The sequence below is a fragment of the Aurantiacibacter arachoides genome, assembly GCF_009827335.1.
Taxonomy (GTDB): Bacteria; Pseudomonadota; Alphaproteobacteria; order Sphingomonadales; family Sphingomonadaceae; genus Alteraurantiacibacter; species Alteraurantiacibacter arachoides.
Window position 1 is genome coordinate 132,023 of the sequence record NZ_WTYH01000001.1, and the last position, 18,307, is coordinate 150,329.

General features: G+C 66.8%; 19 protein-coding genes and 1 tRNA gene. 10 read left to right on the forward strand and 10 right to left on the reverse strand.

Going from position 1 to position 18,307, the window contains the following annotated elements; translation table 11 throughout:
• The first annotated feature begins 210 nt into the window (after nt 1–210).
• The 4 genes from GRI62_RS00705 to GRI62_RS00720 all read left to right on the forward strand — a co-directional run bounded on the left by GRI62_RS00705 (nt 211) and on the right by GRI62_RS00720 (nt 4,500).
• Entirely contained in the window at nt 211–1,320 is a 1,110-nt protein-coding gene (locus GRI62_RS00705) for a 5-methyltetrahydropteroyltriglutamate--homocysteine S-methyltransferase (RefSeq protein WP_131451517.1), read from the forward strand.
• Nucleotides 1,321–1,438: 118 nt separating this feature from the next.
• The gene (locus tag GRI62_RS00710) at nt 1,439–2,725 is read left to right on the forward strand and encodes a metal-dependent hydrolase family protein (protein WP_131451518.1); all 1,287 of its coding nucleotides are present in this window, start codon (nt 1,439–1,441) and stop codon (nt 2,723–2,725) included.
• Between the two features lie 346 nt (nt 2,726–3,071).
• Nucleotides 3,072–3,929, forward strand: coding sequence for a dienelactone hydrolase family protein (locus GRI62_RS00715; protein ID WP_131451519.1), 858 nt, complete (start codon nt 3,072–3,074; stop codon nt 3,927–3,929).
• A gap of 199 nt (nt 3,930–4,128) precedes the next feature.
• Nucleotides 4,129–4,500, forward strand: a complete 372-nt coding sequence (locus GRI62_RS00720) for a DUF4168 domain-containing protein (RefSeq protein WP_160731768.1) — start codon at nt 4,129–4,131, stop codon at nt 4,498–4,500.
• A 61-nt stretch (nt 4,501–4,561) separates the two neighbouring features.
• On the opposite strand, the gene GRI62_RS00725 is transcribed toward GRI62_RS00720, so the two are convergent.
• The 7 genes from GRI62_RS00725 to GRI62_RS00755 form a co-directional block, all read right to left on the reverse strand.
• Nucleotides 4,562–5,557: an aldo/keto reductase gene (locus GRI62_RS00725; protein WP_131451521.1), complete on the reverse strand. Its 996-nt coding sequence runs from the start codon at nt 5,555–5,557 to the stop codon at nt 4,562–4,564.
• Nucleotides 5,557–6,519, reverse strand: coding sequence for a Gfo/Idh/MocA family oxidoreductase (locus GRI62_RS00730; protein WP_131451522.1), 963 nt, complete (start codon nt 6,517–6,519; stop codon nt 5,557–5,559). Before GRI62_RS00730 ends, GRI62_RS00725 begins: the two co-directional genes overlap by 1 nt.
• 135 nt (nt 6,520–6,654) lie before the next feature.
• Nucleotides 6,655–7,566 carry a class III extradiol dioxygenase subunit beta gene (locus tag GRI62_RS00735; RefSeq protein ID WP_131451523.1) on the reverse strand — a complete coding sequence of 304 codons (912 nt, stop codon included), beginning with the start codon at nt 7,564–7,566 and terminating at the stop codon, nt 6,655–6,657.
• A gap of 2 nt (nt 7,567–7,568) precedes the next feature.
• The gene (gene ligA, locus GRI62_RS00740; RefSeq protein ID WP_131451524.1) at nt 7,569–8,027 is read right to left on the reverse strand and encodes a protocatechuate 4,5-dioxygenase subunit alpha; all 459 of its coding nucleotides are present in this window, start codon (nt 8,025–8,027) and stop codon (nt 7,569–7,571) included.
• Nucleotides 8,024–8,344 (reverse strand): DUF2218 domain-containing protein, encoded by a 321-nt coding sequence (locus GRI62_RS00745; protein WP_234032805.1) that lies wholly within the window; start codon nt 8,342–8,344, stop codon nt 8,024–8,026. Before GRI62_RS00745 ends, ligA begins: the two co-directional genes overlap by 4 nt.
• On the reverse strand, nt 8,341–9,366 hold the full coding sequence (locus GRI62_RS00750) for an amidohydrolase family protein (RefSeq protein WP_131451525.1): 1,026 nt from the start codon (nt 9,364–9,366) through the stop codon (nt 8,341–8,343). Before GRI62_RS00750 ends, GRI62_RS00745 begins: the two co-directional genes overlap by 4 nt.
• Nucleotides 9,363–10,172 carry a DUF1932 domain-containing protein gene (locus GRI62_RS00755; RefSeq protein ID WP_234027326.1) on the reverse strand — a complete coding sequence of 270 codons (810 nt, stop codon included), beginning with the start codon at nt 10,170–10,172 and terminating at the stop codon, nt 9,363–9,365. Before GRI62_RS00755 ends, GRI62_RS00750 begins: the two co-directional genes overlap by 4 nt.
• A gap of 134 nt (nt 10,173–10,306) precedes the next feature.
• On the opposite strand from GRI62_RS00755, the gene GRI62_RS00760 reads away from it, so the two are divergent.
• Genes GRI62_RS00760 through GRI62_RS00775 form a run of 4 tightly spaced genes read left to right on the forward strand, consistent with a single transcriptional unit; the run spans nt 10,307 to nt 14,562 of the window.
• The gene (locus GRI62_RS00760) at nt 10,307–10,978 is read left to right on the forward strand and encodes a 4-carboxy-4-hydroxy-2-oxoadipate aldolase/oxaloacetate decarboxylase (RefSeq protein ID WP_131451526.1); all 672 of its coding nucleotides are present in this window, start codon (nt 10,307–10,309) and stop codon (nt 10,976–10,978) included.
• Nucleotides 10,969–12,033 (forward strand): 4-oxalomesaconate tautomerase, encoded by a 1,065-nt coding sequence (locus tag GRI62_RS00765; protein WP_234027327.1) that lies wholly within the window; start codon nt 10,969–10,971, stop codon nt 12,031–12,033. The genes GRI62_RS00760 and GRI62_RS00765 overlap by 10 nt, the downstream gene beginning before the upstream one ends.
• Nucleotides 12,026–12,910 (forward strand): amidohydrolase family protein, encoded by an 885-nt coding sequence (locus GRI62_RS00770; RefSeq protein ID WP_131451527.1) that lies wholly within the window; start codon nt 12,026–12,028, stop codon nt 12,908–12,910. The genes GRI62_RS00765 and GRI62_RS00770 overlap by 8 nt, the downstream gene beginning before the upstream one ends.
• 44 nt (nt 12,911–12,954) lie before the next feature.
• Nucleotides 12,955–14,562: an AMP-binding protein gene (locus tag GRI62_RS00775; RefSeq protein WP_131451528.1), complete on the forward strand. Its 1,608-nt coding sequence runs from the start codon at nt 12,955–12,957 to the stop codon at nt 14,560–14,562.
• Nucleotides 14,563–14,565: 3 nt separating this feature from the next.
• On the opposite strand, the gene GRI62_RS00780 is transcribed toward GRI62_RS00775, so the two are convergent.
• Complete coding sequence (locus GRI62_RS00780; RefSeq protein WP_160731769.1) at nt 14,566–14,736, reverse strand: hypothetical protein; 171 nt, start codon at nt 14,734–14,736, stop codon at nt 14,566–14,568.
• A 30-nt stretch (nt 14,737–14,766) separates the two neighbouring features.
• Between GRI62_RS00780 and GRI62_RS00785 the strand changes: the two genes are divergently transcribed.
• The gene (locus GRI62_RS00785; protein WP_131451529.1) at nt 14,767–15,621 is read left to right on the forward strand and encodes a PfkB family carbohydrate kinase; all 855 of its coding nucleotides are present in this window, start codon (nt 14,767–14,769) and stop codon (nt 15,619–15,621) included.
• On the opposite strand, the gene GRI62_RS00790 is transcribed toward GRI62_RS00785, so the two are convergent.
• Complete coding sequence (locus tag GRI62_RS00790) at nt 15,618–16,808, reverse strand: transaldolase family protein (RefSeq protein WP_160731770.1); 1,191 nt, start codon at nt 16,806–16,808, stop codon at nt 15,618–15,620. The genes GRI62_RS00785 and GRI62_RS00790 overlap by 4 nt on opposite strands.
• 113 nt (nt 16,809–16,921) lie before the next feature.
• Nucleotides 16,922–17,866: a complex I NDUFA9 subunit family protein gene (locus GRI62_RS00795; protein ID WP_131451531.1), complete on the reverse strand. Its 945-nt coding sequence runs from the start codon at nt 17,864–17,866 to the stop codon at nt 16,922–16,924.
• A gap of 214 nt (nt 17,867–18,080) precedes the next feature.
• Between GRI62_RS00795 and GRI62_RS00800 the strand changes: the two genes are divergently transcribed.
• Nucleotides 18,081–18,167 (forward strand) — tRNA-Leu (locus tag GRI62_RS00800).
• The last annotated feature ends 140 nt before the right edge of the window (nt 18,168–18,307 follow it).

The following is an 18,307-nucleotide window of genomic DNA, read 5'->3' on the forward strand; positions in this document are numbered from 1 at the left end:
GTCACTCCGTAATTGTTGTTAGTGATAACATTCACGAGTGAACGACGCCACAAGTTTGCACCCGGCTGCACAGCCGGGTCTTCGTGCGCGCAAATCCCTGTTGCACCGTGGCGCGAGAGGTGCTTAACGCTGCCGCGTCAGTCGAGCGCGAGCCCGCGCTATGACGCTGGAACAGCAGCCGCTAACTCAGCCACGATTGGACCTATCTCCATGACATTCAAGCTACCCTCGCGCGCCGACCACGTCGGTTCCTTCCTGCGTCCGCACACCGTGATCGAGGCGCGCACGCGTTTCGCCGCGGGTGACATCGACGCCGCCGCCCTGCGCCAGGTCGAGGACGAGGCCATCGCCGAACTCGCCCGCTGGGAGGAAAGCCTCGGCCTGAAGGCCATCACCGACGGCGAATATCGCCGCAAGTTCTTCCACACCGACTTCCTGCTCCAGCTTTCCGGCGTGGAAGAGACCGGCGGCATCAAGAAGGCGTTCAAGAACGACAAGGGCGTCGATGTTGAATTCGCGCCGCCCAAGATGATCATCACCGGCAAGGTGGCGCACGAAAAGCCGATCCAGCGCGCCGATTTCGAGGCGCTGGCAAAGGTCGTGACGGAAACCCCCAAGGTGTCCATCCCCAGCCCGACCATGCTGCACTTCCGTGCCGGGCGCGAGGGCATCCCGCAGGAAGCCTATCCCGACATGCAGGGCTTCTACGACGATGTCGCCGCGGCCTACCGCGCGGAGATCGCCGACCTTGCCGATGCCGGCTGCCGCTACGTGCAGATCGACGATACCAACCTTGCCTACCTGTGCGACACGGGCCACCGCGAGGATGCGGCCAGGCGCGGGATGGATCCGGATTCGGTCACCCACGAATACGCTAGGCTTATCAACGCCAGCTTCCGCGATGCGCCCGCCGACATGGTCAAGGCCATGCACCTGTGCCGTGGCAACTTCCGTTCGAGCTGGGCGGCCGAGGGCGGTTACGAGCCGGTGGCCGAGGTCATGTTCAACGAGTGCGACATCGACGCCTTCTTCCTCGAATACGACGATGCACGATCGGGCGATTTCTCGCCGTTGCAGCATCTGCCAAAGGGCAAGACCGTTGTCCTGGGCCTCGTTTCGACCAAGCTGGGCGAGATGGAGACCAAGGACGACATCAAGCGCCGCATCGACCAGGCGGCGCAATATGCCGATCTCGATCAACTGGCGATCAGCCCGCAGTGCGGCTTTGCCAGCACCGTTCACGGCAATGACATCACCACCCAGCAGCAGGCCGACAAGATTCGCCTCTGCGTCGAGGTGGCCGAGGACGTCTGGGGCTGACCCTGCCGGCTCTGGCCTGACAATACGGGCGGCAGGAGCGATCCTGCCGCCCTTTTTGCGTTTGCTCCCCGCGTCGATTGGCGACACATGAGGGTAATCGCCAGGGGAGCCACGCATCATGAAATTCGCCGCCATTCTCGCCGTCGCTGCGTCCACACTTGCCTTGGCAGCACCCGCGCTGGCGCAGCAGCAGCAGCGGCAGGTCATTCACGCTGGCCACCTGATCCGCGACGCCGAGGGTGCGTTTGACGGACCGGCGACGATCACCGTGGAGGGCGGGCGCATCCTGTCCATCGAGGATGGTCTGCAGCCGGCGCCCGCCGGAGCCGAACTGATCGACCTGTCGGACAAGACCGTGATGCCCGGGCTTATCGACCTGCACGTTCACCTTGACGGCAATCCCAGCGGCGACTTTCGCGATGCTGCCGTCGAGAGTGACGAGTGGGCAACGCTGACGGGCGCGGTCAACGCGCGCAGCACGCTGGCCGCGGGTTTCACCACGGTGCGCGACATGGGCAGCTATCCGCAATCGATGTTCGCCGTGCGCCGCGCCGTGGCCGAGGGCACCATGCCGGGGCCACGCATCCTCGCCTCCGGCCCGCCGCTCGCCATCATCGGCGGGCACGGCGACGTTTCGGGCTTCCGCCCGGAAGTGAACGACGCCCTCGACACCGGCTTCACCTGCACCGGCCCTGCCGAATGCGCGGCGCGCGTGCGGCAGGCGGCGCAGAACGGATCGGACTGGATCAAGATCACCGCGACCGGCGGCGTCCTCAGCCAGCAGGGCCGCGGGCTGGAGGCGCACTTCACCCATGCCGAGATGGAGGCCATCGTCGAGGTGGCGAGCGCGCTCGGCCTCGACGTTGCCGCCCACGCCCACGGCGCGCGGGGTATCGAGGCGGCGGCCAATGCCGGCATCTCAACGATCGAACACGGCACCTATCTCGATCCCGGCGCGCTGGACGCCATGGCCGAGCACGGCACCGTCCTCGTGCCCACGCTGATGGCCTTTCAGGGCGTCATCGAACGACTGGATACCGGCGTCTATACCCCCACCGTGGAAACGAAGATCCGCCAGGTGGCCGAGATCGTCGGCGATGCCGTTCGCGAGGCACGGCGGCGCGGCATTACCGTGGCCTTCGGCACCGATGCCGGCGTGTTCGAGCACGGCCGTAACGCTGGCGAGTTCGCCTTGCTGACGCAGGCCGGGCTGACCGACCGGGAAGCCGTGGCCAGCGCCACCACGGTCGCGGCCCGGGTGCTACACATGGAAGACGAGATCGGCCGCCTCGCGCCTGGCTACTCGGCGGACATGATCGCGCTCGATGGCAATCCGCTGGAGAACGCCGCGCTGCTGGAGGACGTCGACTGGGCGATGGCTGGCGGACGCGCGCTGGCGGACTAACCAAGTCCTTGAATAAAAGCGCCCACGGATCGGCGCTTGGCAAGTCCCGCGAAATCGCTAGCACTGCTGCAGTGCAACACAGCATGTCAGCCGAGTCGTGGATACCATGCCGATCAGGACCGAAATTGCCTACGCCATCATCGCTGTAATCATCGCGGCGCTACTGATCGGTTTGCGTCTCTTCCTGCGCCGGAGGGAAAAGGACCGCCGGATGCGGTGGGGGCGACCGCATCGTCGCCGCCGGCGCAAGTCGTCCTGATCGAGAAATCGCTGGCTTACCGGACTCGCGCATTCGTGCGGGGCTGCTATCGTCGTTCGCGACAACGCTTTCGCGAGAGGAACGACAATGTGTGACCAGGACCATCTCCATGCCATGCCGCGGATGAACCGCAGAAGCTTCGGCGCGCTGGCCGGCATGGGCGCGCTCGCCGCCTGCACCTCGATGGAAGGGTCCGGCTCGGCTGGAGGGCTCACGCAGAGTTCGGTCAGCTTCGCCGCGGACGGCGGCACGATGGACGGCGTGTTCATCCATCCTGCCGAAGGGCGGCACCCCGGCGTGATCCTGTGGCCCGACATCGCCGGCCTGCGCCCCGCCAAGATCGAGATGGGCCGGCGGCTGGCGGCCGAAGGCTATGCCGTGCTGGTCGCCAATCCCTATTACCGCTCCGTCGCCGGGCAGCAGTTCGCCGATTTCGATGCCTGGCGCGACGGCGGGATGCAGGTGACGCAGCCATGGCGCGCGCGCAACACGCCCGAGGCGGTGACCGCGGCGGCGCGCAGGGTGGTCGGCTGGCTCGATGCGCAGGCGGCTGTCGATACCGCGCGCGGGATCGGCAACCAGGGCTATTGCATGACCGGCAGCTGGACCATCCTGACCGCCGCCGCCGTCCCCTCGCGGGTGAAGGCCGCCGCCAGCTTCCACGGTGGCGGGCTGGTGGGCGATGGCCCGATGGCGCCGGTGAACCTGCTGTCGCGGCTTGCCCCCGATGCGCAGGCGTTGATCGCCATTGCCCGCGACGACGATGCGCAGGCGCCGAACGACAAGGTCGCCCTGCGCGCCGCGGCGGAGGCGGCCGCCGCCGATATCGCGGTGGAGGTCTATGCCGGCGACCACGGCTGGACCGTGCTCGACAGCCCCGTCTACAACGCGGCCGAGGCCAACCGCGCGTGGACCGCACTGCTCGCACTCTACGCGCAGCTCTGACCGCAATCGTGGACGGGCGCGGGCTACGAATTTACCGATTCGCCGCCCCGCCCGCCTCTCGGTCCGTCTTGGCTGCGGCACGGGTGCGATTATTCCATCCGCACGAATGCCGCGCTTCGTCTCAACCTGAATTGTTCTTCGGCCCGCGCCGCAGCACACCGCTGCCGACGGGGGTCGACGGATGAAACGGAGTTGGACGATGAAGACTTTTGCAATGCTGGGCGCAGCGGGTTCGCTGCTATTTGCCGGTGCCGCCATGGCGCAGGAATTGCCGGCGCAGGCCGAAACCAGCGTTACTGCCGCCACCGCCTTTACCGACGAACAGGTCGACAGCTTCGTGGATGCGGCCGTCGCAATGCGCGCGGCGCAGGCGGAAATCGCGGCCGACGCAACGGTGACAGCCGAGGCGCGGCAGGCGCGGGCGCTCGAAGTGCTGGCGCAGGCCGGGATCGAGGCGGATACCTACAATGCCATCGGCGCGGCGATGCAGTCCGATCCCGCCGTGGCGCAGCGGGTGCAACTCGCGCTGGGCGCAAGGGCGCAGGCCGCGCAGGGCAACGACAACAGCTAGGCGCCCCAACGCATGGGACGGCGGGCTCCGGTGGCGAAGGCTGCCGGAGCCCGTTTCGCGTTCAGGCGAATTCCTCGGTATCGATCGTCGGGCGGATCGCGTCGTGGTAACGATGGCCGTGGACGGTCTGGTGGTTCACCAGTTCGCCCGCCTTTGCGATGGCCTCGGCCGGAATGGGAACCGTCGCCGCGGCAAAATTCTCTTCCAGATGCGCCATGCTGGTGGTGCCGGGAATGACGTGCACGGCCTCGCCCTGCTCCAGCACCCAACGCAGCGCGAGCTGCGCCGGGGTGACCGAATGGTCGCGGGCAAGCGCCTCGAACCGTTCGATCACGGCCAGGTTCTTAGGCCAGTTCGCGGGATCGAAGCGGGGCATCTTCGTCCTGAGGTCGCTGTCCTCCAGCGTGGCGGGATCGCGCAGCACGCCACCGAATGCGCCGCGCCCCGTCGGGCTGAAGGCGACGAGGGCAATGCCGAGCGCCTTGCAGGTGTCCAGCACGCCGATTTCCACGTTGCGGGTCCACAGCGAATATTCGGGCTGCACCGCGGCCATCGGATGGACGGCGTGCGCCTCGCGGATATGCGCGGCGCTCCATTCGGAAACGCCATAGGCGCCGATCTTGCCCGCCTCGATCGCTCGCACCATCGCCCCCACGCTGTCCGAGATGGGCACCTTGGGATCGAACCGGTGCATGTAGAACAGGTCGATGTGATCGGTACCCAGCCGCCCGAGGCTGGCGTCGAGGTTCGCCGTGATATCTTCCGGCGCGCAGGAAACCCCGCGCTTCGGCCCGTCCACCACTATGCCGCACTTGCTGGCGAGGAAGAACTCGGCCCGCCGGTGCATCACCGCCTCGGCCAGCAGCTCCTCGTTCCTGCCACCGCCGTAGATGTTGGCCGTGTCGAGGTGGTCGTAGCCCAGATCGAGCGCGCGGTTGAGCAAGGCGACGGCATCCGCGCGCGGGGGCGGGGTGCCATAGGCCCACGACAGGTTCATGCAGCCAAGCCCGATCGGGTGCAGCGCGCGCCCGGCAATCTGTCGCCTTGCGATGGCCATCAGGACCAGCCGTCCTGCGCTTCCAGGCTGGCCGCCAGCGCGCCGATGGTGCGATAGCATTCGATGGTGTCGGCCACCGAGCTGTTCGGCTCGCGCCCTTCGCGGATCGCGGCGATGAATTCGCGGTCCTGCAATTCAATGCCGTTGGTGGAGGGCACGTCCATGCCGGAGAGGTCGATGGGCTCGTCCTTGCCGTTGAACAGGTCGTCATACCGCGCGAGGTAGGTGCCGGTGTCGCCGATGTAGCGGAAGAAGGTGCCGAACGGCCCTTCGTTGTTGAAGCTCAATGACAGGGTCAGGATCTGGCCCTTGTCGGTCTTCATCTGGATCGACTGGTCCATGGCAATGCCGAGGTCCGGGTGCTTCGGCCCCTGCAGGATGTTGGCGGCCACGATCTTCCCGCCGGTCATGTACTGGAAGATGTCGATGGTGTGCGCGCTGTGATGCCACAGCAGGTGGTCGGTCCAGCTGCGCGGCTCGCCTTTGGCGTTCCTGTTCTCGCGGCGGAAGAAGTAGGTTTCCACGTCCATGCTGAGGATTTCCAGATCGCCTGCGTCGATGCGCTGCTTCACCCACTGGTGGCTGGGATTGAAGCGGCGGGTGTGCCCGGCCATGCAGACGAGGCCGGTTTCCTGCTGCTTGGCCAGCACGGCCTCGGCATCGGCAAGGCTGTCGGCCAGCGGAATTTCCACCTCCACGTGCTTGCCCGCATCCATCGCCTTTATCGCCTGGTCGGCGTGCATCTGCGTGGGCGTGCACAGGATGACGGCGTCGATCTCGGGGTTCTCGAGCATCTTTTCGTAGTCGGTCGTGGCCTCGGCAATGCCGTACTTGTCGGCCATTTCCTGCGTCTTGTCCTGCGTGCGGCCGACCAGGCTGACGACCTCGACCCCGTCGATGTTCTTCAGCCCGTCGAGGTGCTTTTCTCCGAATGCGCCGCCACCGGCGAGTGCGATTTTCATGTCAAACTCCCACTCCCCTTCAGGGGAGGGGGCCGGGGGGAGGGGGAGTCTCGCACCGGCCCTGTTGTCTTGTCAGGTATGGAGAGGACGGCCCCCTCTCCCAACCCTCTCCCCTCAGGGCGAGAGGGCTATGCGTTACGCCGCCGGTGCGAAGCTGCCGCCCGAATGGACGACGCGCGGGTCCAGCGGCTGGCCCGCGCTTTCCTCCGGCTGCAGGATCAGGGCGCCCAGCGCCGTGTTCGATGCGGGGATGTGGTAGAAATTGTAAAGGTCGGTGACCTTGTCGCCCAGCGCGCCGCGCATGATCAGCCACATGACGAGCTCGATACCCTCGCTGCCCGCTTCGCGCAGGTAGTCGATATGCGGCATCTTGCTCAAGGCCACCGGATCGTTCTTCAGCCGCTCGATGAAATCGAGATCGAATTCCTTGTTGATCAGGCCCGCGCGCGGGCCCTGCAACTGGTGGCTCATCCCGCCCGTGCCCCAGACGTGGACGTTGAGGTCTTCGGGAAAGCTTTCCACCGCGGCCTTGATGCTGTCGCCCAGGGCAAAGCAGCGCGCGCCCGACGGCGGCGGATAGGTAACCACGTTCACCGGCAGCGGGATGACCTGGCACGGCCATTCCTCCGGCGCGCCGAAGATCATCGACAGCGGAATGGTGCAGCCATGATCCACCTGCATGTCGTTCATGATGCACATGTCGAAATCGTCGAGGATCAGGCTTTGCGCCATGTGCCAGGCGAGATCGGGATGGCCGACCACGTCGGGCACCGGGCGCGGGCCCCAGCCTTCGTCGGCAGGCTTGAACACCTCGCCGCAGCCGATGGCGAAGGTGGGGATGATGTTCATGTCGAAGGCGGATGCGTGATCGTTGTACACCAGCACCACGACATCGGGCATGTTGCCCGGCTGCCGGATCCATTCGCGGATCGGTTCGTATCCGCGGAAGACCGGACCCCAGTAATCGTCGCCCGACTTGCCGGTTTCCACCGCCGCGCCGAGCGCGGGGATGTGGCTGGAAGTAATGCCGGTGGTGACCCGTGCCATTGTCAGTTGCCTTTCGTCTGGTCGGCGGCGGAGGCGGCCGACTGGTTTTCGCGGTGCGATCGCTGGCCGTGGACGGAGCGGCCGCCCTTCAGCATCATGTCGGCGTAGTCTTCCTGGCTCATGCCGGTCATCGATCCGGCGGCGAACTGGAAGCTCTTCTTGTCGGTGCTGAACAGCTTGGCGAGGAAGTAGATGTTGCCGCCCTCGTCGATCATGCCGTTGTAATCGCGCGCCCGGATTGCCTTTTTCGCCGCGTCGGTCAGCTTCCACTCCGCCATGTAGGCGTCTTCGTCGGCCAGGAAGCGTTCGCGGTTCTCGGCCTTCATCAGGCTCATGGCGAACTGGTTGAGGTGATAGCCCTTGCGCGCGCGCTGGGCGGTGAACACGCGGGTGCCGGGGATGTCCTCCATCTCCGCCAGGTAGGCGTGGATGTCGATCCGCTCCTTCTTTGGTTCTGTCATTGCTCGCTCCATTCGTAGGTCAGCGGGGCTTCGCGAAAGGCGAAGCGGTCGATGTGCCGCTCGATGACGCCGCGCATGTGCTGGCTGCGTGTCCCATCGGGCGTGGTGAGGGTGATGGCGATGCCTTCCGGGCGGGCGGTCATCACGGCGTTCTCGAGGTCGGAGAAGGGAAAGGCCCCCATGCCCCCCGAACCCTCGGCGCCCTCATCGTAACTGGTGGCATACTTGTGGCCCCAGTGGCTGACGAGCTGCTGGATATACCGTTCGGGCTTGGCGCAGTGGGCGAGGCCGCGGGCGATGACGGGCGTTTCGCTCACAGCCCGCGGTCCTTCAGGATCGCGTCGAGGCGGGGATAGACCCGGCGGGCATTGCCCTCGAAGATCATGTGCCGCTCCTCGGCGGAAATATCGAGCGCGTCGACATAGCGCTTGGTGTCGTCGAAATAGTGGCCGGTCTGCGGATCGATCCCGCGCACCGCGCCCACCATCTCGCTGCCGAACAGGATGTTCTTGTTGGCGATGACGTCAGCCAGAAGGTCGATGCCGGGCTGGTGGTAGACGCAGGTGTCGAAGAACACGTTGTTCATCAGGTGCTGCTCGATGTCCGGCTGCTTCAGCATGTCGGCAAGGCCGCGATAGCGCCCCCAGTGATAGGGCACCGCCCCGCCGCCGTGGGGGATGATCAGCTTGAGATCGGGGAAGCGGCTGAACAGGTCGCCCTCCAGCAGCTGCATGAAGGCCACCGTGTCTGCCGCCAGGTAATAGCCGCCCGTCGCGTGCATGGCCGGGTTGCAGCTGCCCGACACGTGGATCATCGCGGGCACCTGCAGTTCGCACATCGCCTCGTAGATGGGGAACCAGTATTCGTCCGTCAGCGGGGGATGGGTGAAGTGCCCGCCGCCCGGATCGGGGTTGAGGTTGCAGACGACGAAGTTGAGCTCTTCCACGCAGCGGCGCAGTTCCTTGACGCTTTCGGCAAGGTCGGACTTCGGGCTTTGCGGCAACATGCAGCCGCCGACGAAGGTGTCGGGGAACAGCTGGGTGACGCGGTAGATCAGGTCGTTGCAAGCCCTCGCCCATGCGCTCGCCACCGCCTGGTCGCCCACGTGCGGGGCCATGGCGCTGGCGCGGGGGGAAAAGATGGTCAGATCGGCGCCGCGTTCCTGCACCAGCTTGAGCTGGTTGTCCTCGATCGTCTGGCGGATTTCGTCGTCGGAAATGGCGGGATAGGGCGGGGCGGGCTCCCCCGCCTTGTAGGCCGCCTTCTGTTGTTCACGCCAGGCGTCGTGCCCCTTGGGAAGCACCGTGTAGTGGCCGTGGCAGTCGATAATCAGGCTCATGCAAGCTCCTTCGTGGCGGCGGCGCGCTGCGACAGGGCCGTGCCCCGGCTCATCACCGGGTCCACGCCAAGGCTTGCCAGCATCGCGCAGGCCTCGTCCATTTCGGCGGCCCGGCGCAAGCCATGCGTGGCCATGCGCTCGCGGTTGTAGGCGATGCGGTCGATCCACGGCATCGCGGTTTCGCTGGCGTCGAGCGAGGCGGTGACTTCGGCCAGCACGCCTTCCGCCTCGGCAGCGGCGGCGCATTCGGCGCTCAGCGCCTCCAGCCCTTTCACCATCACCGAGCGGCACAGCTTGATCGCGCTCGCCCGGCCGACCGCGTTGCCGACCACGCGCACATTGTCGAACCCGAGCAGCGCGAGCGTGGCGGCGGCGGTGTCGGCATCAGGGCCGGAAACCAGCAGGGGCACCGTCAGCCCCCGGCCGACCGGCGCCATCACCGCGACATCGACATAGCGCCCGCCCGCCGCCGTGACCGCTTCGGCTGCCTGGCGCTTGGTAGCCGGAGCGACGGAATTCATGTCCAGCCACAGCGCGCCCGGCGGCAGCAGGGCGGCGTAGTCCCGCGCGGCGGCCAGCGCCTGGTCTGCGGTCACAAGGCTCAGCACAACCTCGGCCCCGGCGAGCGCGGCGGCGGCATCGTTGCCTGCCTCGACGCGGCACTGGGCCATCACCGCGCGGCGGGACGCGAGCAGGTCCCAGCCGCGGGCACGGCCTTGCCATCCGGCACCGCGGGCGAAGCATTCACTCGCCTCGCCAAAGCCGATCAGCGCCACCTGCGGGCAGAAATGTTGCGAATCCATCATCCGGCTGCCTCTCGACGAAAGCTTCTACCAATTGTAAGTAGTGCTTACAAGTTGGTCGCCCTTGCCAAACCCATGCTTGACCTTGCCTTCGGCACGGGTCCACGCGGGGGCGTCGTGGTAGAGGAGAATTGCCGATGGGCGTCGTCGTCCAGAACATCCAGCGCGCCGATGCCGAGGTGGTCACCGCGCTCGGCCGGTGCGGCGTCGCCACCGTGCACGAGGCGCAGGGCCGCACGGGCCTGCTCGCCAGCTACATGCGGCCCATCTATCCCGGCGCGCGCATCGGTGCGACGGCCATCACGGTCAGCGTGCCGCCCGGCGACAACTACATGGTCCACGCCGCGATCGAGCAATGCCAGGAGGGCGACGTTCTGGTGATCGCGCCGACAAGCCCGTGCGAGGACGGTTACTTCGGCGACCTCCTTGCCACCAGTGCCCAGGCACGGGGCGTGCGCGGCCTGATCATCGACGCCGGCATTCGCGACGTGCGCGACCTGACCGAGATGGACTTCCCCGTCTGGGCCAAGCGCGTGTTCGCGCAAGGCACAATCAAGGCGAGCCTTGGCAGCGTGAACGTGGACGTCGTGTGCGCCAGCGCCTTCATCCGCGCGGGCGACGTGATCGTGGCCGACGACGACGGGGTCTGCGTCGTGCGGCGCGAGGATGCGGAGATTGTGCTGAAGAAGGCGCAGGCGCGCGAGGCCAACGAGGAAGACAAGCGCCAGCGGCTGGCCAACGGCGAGCTTGGTCTCGACATGTACGGCTTCCGCCAGAAGCTCACCGACATGGGTCTGAAATGGGTGTGACCTCTTCCCCGGTCATGTGGATGCGCGGCGGCACGTCGAAGGGCGGCTACTTCCTGGCGTCCGACCTGCCCGCCGATACCGCCGCGCGCGATGCCTTCCTGCTCGCCGTGATGGGCAGCCCCGATCCGCGCCAGATCGATGGCATGGGCGGCGCCGATCCGCTGACCAGCAAGGTGGCCGTGGTGCGCAAGTCGGAGCGTGAGGGCGTCGATGTGGACTACCTGTTCCTGCAGGTTTTCGTCGACCAGGCGACCGTGTCGGACGCGCAGAACTGCGGCAACATCCTCGCCGGCATCGGCCCCTTCGCCATCGAACGCGGCCTGGTCGCGGCGACCGGCGATCGCACCGAGGTCACCATCTACATGGAGAATACCGGGCAGATCGCGGTCGCCACGGTGGAGACGCCCGGCGGCCAGGTCACCTATGCAGGCGAAGCGCGCATCGACGGGGTGCCCGGCAGCCACGCGCCCGTGAGCCTCGAATTTCGCGATACCGCCGGATCGAGCTGCGGCGCGCTGCTGCCCACCGGCAATCCGTCTGACACGATCGAGGGCGTCGCCTGCACGCTGATCGACAACGGAATGCCCTGCGTGGTTTTCGCCGCCGAGGCTGTGGGGGCGACCGGCTATGAAAGCCGCGAGGAGCTGGAGAGCGACGCCTTTGCTCCCATTCGCAAGAAGATCGAGGCAATCCGCCTGAAAGCCGGGCCGCTGATGAATCTCGGCGATGTGACCGAAAAGTCGGTGCCCAAGATGACGCTCGTCGCCCCGCCGAGGAACGGCGGCGCGCTGACCACGCGGGTCTTCATCCCCCACCGCGCCCACGCCTCCATCGGCGTGCTCGGCGCGGTGACGGCGGCGACCGCCGCGCTTGTCGAAGGTTCGCCCGCCGCCGCAGTGGCCGAGGTGCCCGAGGGAGCGGAAAAGACGCTCAGCATCGAGCATCCGAGCGGCGAGACGACCTGCGTGCTCAAGGTGGACGAGGCGGGCACGGTCGTCAGCGCGGCACTGCTGCGCACGGCCCGCAAACTGATGGATGGCACGATCTATGGCTGACCGCATCACCTCTTGGCACACCAACCCCAGCAAGCCGCGCTACACCCCGCCGCCGGGCGCAGTGGACGCGCATTGCCACGTGTTCGGGCCGATGGCGCTGCACCCGTTCAGCGCCAAGGCCAAGTATCTTCCCGAGGATGCCGGGCCGGACAAGCTGTTTGCCCTGCGCGACCATCTCGGCTTTGCGAAGAACGTGATCGTGCAGGCGAGCTGCCACGGCACGGACAACTCGGCCACGCTGGACGCAATCGCGCAGTCGGACGGCAAGGCGCGGGGGGTCGCGGTGGTCGACCCCGCCATTTCAGAAGCCGACTTGCAGGCGCTGCACGAGGGCGGGATGCGCGGCGTGCGCTTCAATTTCCTCAAGCGCCTCGTCGACAATGCGCCAAAGGACAGGTTCCTCGAACTCGCCGGGCGGCTGCCGCAGGGCTGGCACGTGGTAATCTATTTCGAGGCCGACATCCTTGCCGAACTGCGCCCCTTCATCGATGCCCTGCCGGTGCCCGTGGTGGTGGATCACATGGGCCGTCCGGATGTGCGCCAGGGGCCGGACGGGCCGGATATGCGCGCCTTTCGCGCCCTGCTCGATTCGCGTGAGGACGTGTGGTTCAAGCCCACCTGCCCGGACCGGCTGGACGCCATCAAGGAAGGCGGCATGGGCGATCCGTGGGACAACTTCGCCGCCGCCGTCGCCCCGCTGGTGGCCGACTATCCCGATCGCTGCGTGTGGGGCACCGACTGGCCGCATCCCAACATGGAAACCGAGATCCCCGATGACGGCCACGTGGTCGACATGATCCCGCGCATCGCCGCCACGGACGAATTGCAGCACAAGCTCTTGGTCGCGAACCCGAACCGGTTATACTGGTCCGACTGACAGATTCTCCCGGCTTTGAGGAGGATCGCGGACGGGAGTGAGCGATGACCGAGCGACGGCTGGAAAAGGCCCATTGCGACTGGTTTGCCGATGCCGAGGTGCTCGACACCACCATCGGCGGCCTGCTGCGCGAACAGGCGCGGACGAATGGCGATGCGCCCGCGCTGATCGAGGGGCTGGCGGATGGCACCAGCGGTCGCCGCTGGACCTATGCGCAAATGTTCGCCGATGCCGAGCGGCTGGCCAGGGGTCTCGCCACGCGCTTCCATCCCCTCGAGCGGATCGCCGCATGGGGGCCGAACATCCCCGAATGGGTGCTGCTCGAACATGCCTGCGCGCTCGCTGGCCTGGTGCTGGTGACGGTCAATCCGGCCTACCAGCGGCGCGAGCTCGACTACGTTCTGCGCCAGTCGGGCAGCGCCGGGCTGTTCATCGTGGGCGAATTTCGCGGTAACCCGATGGCCGATATCGCCGGAAACGTGGCGGACGGCATCGATACCCTGCGCGAAGTCGTGGACATGCAGGACCACGCGGCGCTGTTCACCGATCCCTCCGGCACGCTGCCCGATGTGGGCACGAATGATCCCGCGCAGATCCAGTATACCAGCGGCACCACCGGCTTTCCCAAGGGCGTGGTCCTCTCGCACCGCAACCTCACCAACAATGCGCGGCTGTTCATCGCGGTGGGTGAGATGGGGGAGCGGCAGGTGACGCTGGGCCTCACCCCGCTGTTCCACACCATGGGCTGTTCGATGGGCGTGCTGGGCGCCTTGCAGAGCGCCACGGCCTATTGCCCGCTGCCTGCCTTCGATCCCAACGCCGCGCTGGACCTGATCGAGCGGGAGAGGGTGACCTGGACGATCTGCGTGCCGACGATGGCGGTGGCCATGGTGGCCGCGCAAAAGGCGAAACCCCGCGACCTGTCCTCGCTCAAGCGCATCGGCATGGGCGGCGCCATGGTCGCGCCCGAACTGGCGCGCAACGTGGAGGCGGTGCTGGGCGCACAGGCACTGGTCGCCTACGGCCAGACCGAAAGCTCGCCGCTCATCACCACCGGCCGCCCGTCGGACAGCGTGGAGCGCATTACCACCACCATCGGCCAGCCCGCGGCGGGCTGCGAGGTCGCCATCGTCGATCCGGCGACCGGCGAGATAATGTCCGTGGATACCGTAGGCGAAATCCGCTCCCGCTCGGCCTCGACCATGCTCGGCTATCACGAGAATCCGGAGGCAACGGCGGAGGTAATGACGCCCGATGGCTGGCTATGCACCGGCGATCTCGGCACGATGGACGATCAGGGTTACGTCAAAATCACCGGCCGCGTGCGCGACATGATCATCCGCGGCGGCGAGAACCTGTTCCCCGCCGAGATCGAGAACGTGCTGCTCGAGCATCCGTCAGTGGCCGAATGCGCCGTGGTGGGCGTGCCCGATCCCGTGTTGGGCGAGGCTGTGGCGGCCTGGATCCGCGTGGCCGAGGGCGAGAGCTACGACCCCGAGGTGTTGCGCGGCCACGTCCGTTCTGAAATCGCGGCGCAGAAATGCCCGGCGCACTGGCAGCAGGTGAGCGAATGGCCGCTGACCGGATCAGGCAAGATCCAGAAGTTCAAGCTGCGCGATGCCTGGCTGGCGGAGCGCGGCGGCGAGGGGTGACCCTCAGCGAAGCTTGTCCTTTATCCGCCGCCGCCACAGGCGCCAGCACCAGTGGCTGCCAAGCACGCCGCAACCGCCCAGAAAGACCATGCCGCCCACCCACACCGTCGCCACGCCGAGCGCGCCGGTAAGCGCGACCATGAAGTTGACGAGAAATTCGATGACGGTCTGCATGATGCGGCATTGTGGGCGGATGGGGCTGACATGACAATCCTTTGCGTCGGCCGCGCCACCTTCGACCTCGGCTACGCCTGCGAGGCGTTCCCGGCGGAAGACGGCAAGATTTCGGCCCGGCACTTCTGGTCGGGCGCGGGCGGATCGGCGCTGAACGGCGCGGTCACGGCCCGCGCGCTGGGGAGCGAGGTGCGGTTGCTGACCCTGCTGGGCGCAGGGCACTTCGCCGATGCGGTGCGGGGCGAGCTGGCGCGTTTCGCCGTACCGTTCGCGGACTTCGCCAACCCGGACCATGAGGTGCTGCCGGTCTCCAGCATCGTCGTGGTGCCCGGCCGGGGATCGCGCACCGTGATCGACCAGCAACCGCCCCAACGGGCGACGCGCGCGGTAGCGGCGGCAGACGTGCTCGACGGGGTCGGCGTTCTCTACTGCGACGGGTTCCTGCCGGAACTGGCGGTACCGCTGGCGCAGACGGCGCAGGCGCGCGGCATTCCGGTGGTGCTCGACGGCGGATCGTGGAAGCCGTGGACCGGCGATCTTATCGCCCACGTCGACCATGCCGTTGTCTCGGAACGTTTCTCCGTTGCCGGCACAGGCGAGACGGACGTACTCGCAGCCGTCATGGCGCTCGGCCCGGCATTTGCCGCGATCACCCGCGGACCGGGCCCGATTACATGGCGAGAGCGGGGCGGCGAAGCCGGTCACATCGACCCGCCCAGGATCGAGGCGATCGACACGCTGGGCGCGGGCGATGTGTTTCACGGCGCCACCTGCCACTTCCTCGCGCACGGACGTTCGCCGCAGCGCGCATTGCAGGAAGCGTCCGTCGTCGCTGCCGAAAGCTGCCGGTACTACGGCACGCGCGGCTGGATCGAACGCAGTTAGCCTTCCATCACGCTGCGCACGAAATCGACAGTCGCACGCGTCGCGGTGGCGAATTCGGTGGCGGTCGCCTGGAAGCTGCCGAACTGGGCGAACTCGTGCGGCTTCATGCCTTCGAATTCATAGGCCTGGCGGAAGCTGGGCAGCTTCATCAGCTTCTCGACACTGGCCGGGTTCGGCTCGCGCGCAATCGCCTCGGGGTCGAACGGGGCAAGCTCGTCCTCGACCTCCATCAGCTGGCGGATGTAGCTGGGGGGGCAGGTGTAGACCATGTCGCTGCCGGCAAAGTCCTGGATGTGGCGGCTGACGGTGTTCCCGGCTGCATCCTTTTCCACGCGCATCGAACATTGCAGCATCTTTGACGGGTGGCCGGTGTTCTTGCCCTGCCAGTAGGCGCGCTTGAGCACGGCTTCCTCGCCGTCGCGGATCTCGTCCAGCGTCAGCTCGATGCCGCGCAGCTTCGCCTCGGTCTTCCAGTCGCCCTTCTCGCCCAACCGGCTCGACATGTGGGTGATGACGCTGCGCCACTTCGACAGGTCAACCCCCGCCGCCTCGGCGCGCAACAGGCCGGCGCTCACCGCGGCGCGGCACCGCTGGTACTGGGCGACGGCAAAGCTGGTGGTGTTGTTGGTGGCGATGCCGCGCGCGGTCAGTTCCTCCAGCACCTCGTACCCTTCCTTGGAGCCGGGCAGCTTGACCATCACGTTGTCGCCCATGGCGGCGATCGACAGGCCCTGCTCCAGCATGGCCTCGCCGTCGGTCACGAAGCGCGGATCGACCTGGCCGGACAACATGCCGTAGCGGTAACCCGACGCCTCCCACAGCGGGCGGATGGCGTCGGCTCCGCGCTTCACCAGTTCGAGGTACATTTTCCAGTACACGCCCTCGACATCGAGCGAACGGTCGGACGCGGCGACGTCCCTGACCAGCTGCGTCCACCCCTGCGGATCGAGCTGCACTGCCTGCAGGCTGAGGGGCGGGTTGGTGGTAACACCGCGAAAGCCCATCTGCGCCGGGTTCGCCGGATCGTAGAACCGGGCGAGCTGCGCTTCCCATTCGGCCCGCTTGCCTGCCGGCGCGGCGGCGAGCGTTTCCTCCTGCCAGCTGGGAAACACGAGCGGCGAGCTGTCCCACCAAATCTCGCAGTCGGGATTGGTGTCCTGCAGCTTTTCGAGAACGTTCTTGGTCATGGGCATTCCTGCTGGAGTCGGATGGATGCCGCCTGCCTTCGCAGGCAGAGGTGGGCAAAGTCAAACATTGTCGTGGCGACGGGCTTGTTGCCAACGCGCGGAGATTCCCGCGATCAGGCGGTCCGCTTGTCGCTGAAACGCCCGTGCTTGCGGTATCGTACCATCCACTTGTCGAGGAACAGCGACAAGGGGCGCGGGGTGACGCCCAGCGCGTCGATCTGCGGCATCCCCGGAGTGGCCGTGCTGCCCTCTTCCAGCATGGCATACTGGTCCCCGTTGATGGGCGTCATCGGCATGGCCGCGACCAGTTTCGCGAGGGCATCGGGCATGGCGAAGAAGCTGCGCTTGCGGCCCTGCGCCTCGCCGATCATGGTGTTGATCTGCATCATGCTGAGCGCCTCGGGGCCGGCGGCTTCGTAGGTCTTGCCGCCATGCGCGCCCGGGTCTTCCAGCGCGTTGACGATCCCCGTCGCCAGATCGTCGACCCACACCGGTTGCAATTGCGATTGCGCGCCGAACACGGGCAGCACCGGCAACTTGGAAACAAGATCGGCAAACATCGGCACAAAGCCGTCCTCTTCTCCGAACACGGCCGAGGGGCGGAGGATCGTCGCGCGCGGAAAAGCCTGCCGCACCAGCGCCTCGCCTTCACCCTTGGTGCGGTAATACCCGGTTTCCTTCGCCGCATCGGCGCCGATTGCCGAGAGGTAGACGAAGCCCTGCGCCCCGGTGTCGTATGCCGCCTGCGCCGCCGCGCCCGCGCCTGTCGCCTGCAACGCCCGCTGGTCCGCGCCAAAGGTGCCGACCAGGTAGATCACCGCATCCGCTCCGGTCACGCAGGCAGCCAGGCTGTGGCGGTCCCTGACATTGCAGCGGGCGAACTGCAGCTGCCCCAGGTTGGCGAGCGGCTTCAGCCGAAATGCCTTTTCCGGCTCCCGCGCGGCAATGCGCACCCGCGCCCCGCGCTCGAGCAGTTCCTGCGCCACGTGCGATCCGATGAAACCGCTGCCGCCGATGAGGACAACCAGCTTGTCGGCGAGGGGGGAGGGCTTGGTCATCGGCGCGGTCCTTGGCGATTCACGGGGAAGAACATGGACCCGCCCTTGGCACAGCACGCGGCCCCCCGGCAATGCCGCATCGCCCCTCGATGCGCCGCTGGGCAGACGAAGAATTCGCTGTCCTGCACATAAGCCGCGTTGACTCGGCGCCAAGCCTGTCCTAGTCGCGCGCCCCTACCTCGCAGTCGGACTTCGAAGACCGACGCGCTCCGGTGCCCAGATGGCGGAATTGGTAGACGCACCGTCTTCAGGTGGCGGCGCTCGCAAGGGCGTGGAGGTTCGAGTCCTCTTCTGGGCACCAGCTACCTGTTCGCAGGCGTTCGCGAAAGGTTGTAAAAACCGCAGAAATCTGCCAAAAACTGGGTCTAGGCTTCCGCCGAGGTTCGCCCAAGTTCGCCACTTTTCGCGATGCTTTGGGGGCCAGAGTGGGGGCCACGGCAA

What these genes read in the sequence shown, in the direction of transcription:
- GRI62_RS00705 (WP_131451517.1), top strand. Translation starts at nt 211, where the DNA reads ATGACATTCAAGCTACCCTCGCGCGCCGACCACGTCGGTTCCTTCCTG.
- GRI62_RS00710 (WP_131451518.1), top strand. Translation starts at nt 1,439, where the DNA reads ATGAAATTCGCCGCCATTCTCGCCGTCGCTGCGTCCACACTTGCCTTG.
- GRI62_RS00715 (WP_131451519.1), top strand. Translation starts at nt 3,072, where the DNA reads ATGTGTGACCAGGACCATCTCCATGCCATGCCGCGGATGAACCGCAGA.
- GRI62_RS00720 (WP_160731768.1), top strand. Translation starts at nt 4,129, where the DNA reads ATGAAGACTTTTGCAATGCTGGGCGCAGCGGGTTCGCTGCTATTTGCC.
- GRI62_RS00725 (WP_131451521.1), bottom strand. Translation starts at nt 5,557, where the DNA reads ATGGCCATCGCAAGGCGACAGATTGCCGGGCGCGCGCTGCACCCGATC.
- GRI62_RS00730 (WP_131451522.1), bottom strand. Translation starts at nt 6,519, where the DNA reads ATGAAAATCGCACTCGCCGGTGGCGGCGCATTCGGAGAAAAGCACCTC.
- GRI62_RS00735 (WP_131451523.1), bottom strand. Translation starts at nt 7,566, where the DNA reads ATGGCACGGGTCACCACCGGCATTACTTCCAGCCACATCCCCGCGCTC.
- ligA (WP_131451524.1), bottom strand. Translation starts at nt 8,027, where the DNA reads ATGACAGAACCAAAGAAGGAGCGGATCGACATCCACGCCTACCTGGCG.
- GRI62_RS00750 (WP_131451525.1), bottom strand. Translation starts at nt 9,366, where the DNA reads ATGAGCCTGATTATCGACTGCCACGGCCACTACACGGTGCTTCCCAAG.
- GRI62_RS00755 (WP_234027326.1), bottom strand. Translation starts at nt 10,172, where the DNA reads ATGATGGATTCGCAACATTTCTGCCCGCAGGTGGCGCTGATCGGCTTT.
- GRI62_RS00760 (WP_131451526.1), top strand. Translation starts at nt 10,307, where the DNA reads ATGGGCGTCGTCGTCCAGAACATCCAGCGCGCCGATGCCGAGGTGGTC.
- GRI62_RS00765 (WP_234027327.1), top strand. Translation starts at nt 10,969, where the DNA reads ATGGGTGTGACCTCTTCCCCGGTCATGTGGATGCGCGGCGGCACGTCG.
- GRI62_RS00770 (WP_131451527.1), top strand. Translation starts at nt 12,026, where the DNA reads ATGGCTGACCGCATCACCTCTTGGCACACCAACCCCAGCAAGCCGCGC.
- GRI62_RS00775 (WP_131451528.1), top strand. Translation starts at nt 12,955, where the DNA reads ATGACCGAGCGACGGCTGGAAAAGGCCCATTGCGACTGGTTTGCCGAT.
- GRI62_RS00780 (WP_160731769.1), bottom strand. Translation starts at nt 14,736, where the DNA reads ATGCAGACCGTCATCGAATTTCTCGTCAACTTCATGGTCGCGCTTACC.
- GRI62_RS00785 (WP_131451529.1), top strand. Translation starts at nt 14,767, where the DNA reads ATGACAATCCTTTGCGTCGGCCGCGCCACCTTCGACCTCGGCTACGCC.
- GRI62_RS00790 (WP_160731770.1), bottom strand. Translation starts at nt 16,808, where the DNA reads ATGACCAAGAACGTTCTCGAAAAGCTGCAGGACACCAATCCCGACTGC.
- GRI62_RS00795 (WP_131451531.1), bottom strand. Translation starts at nt 17,866, where the DNA reads ATGACCAAGCCCTCCCCCCTCGCCGACAAGCTGGTTGTCCTCATCGGC.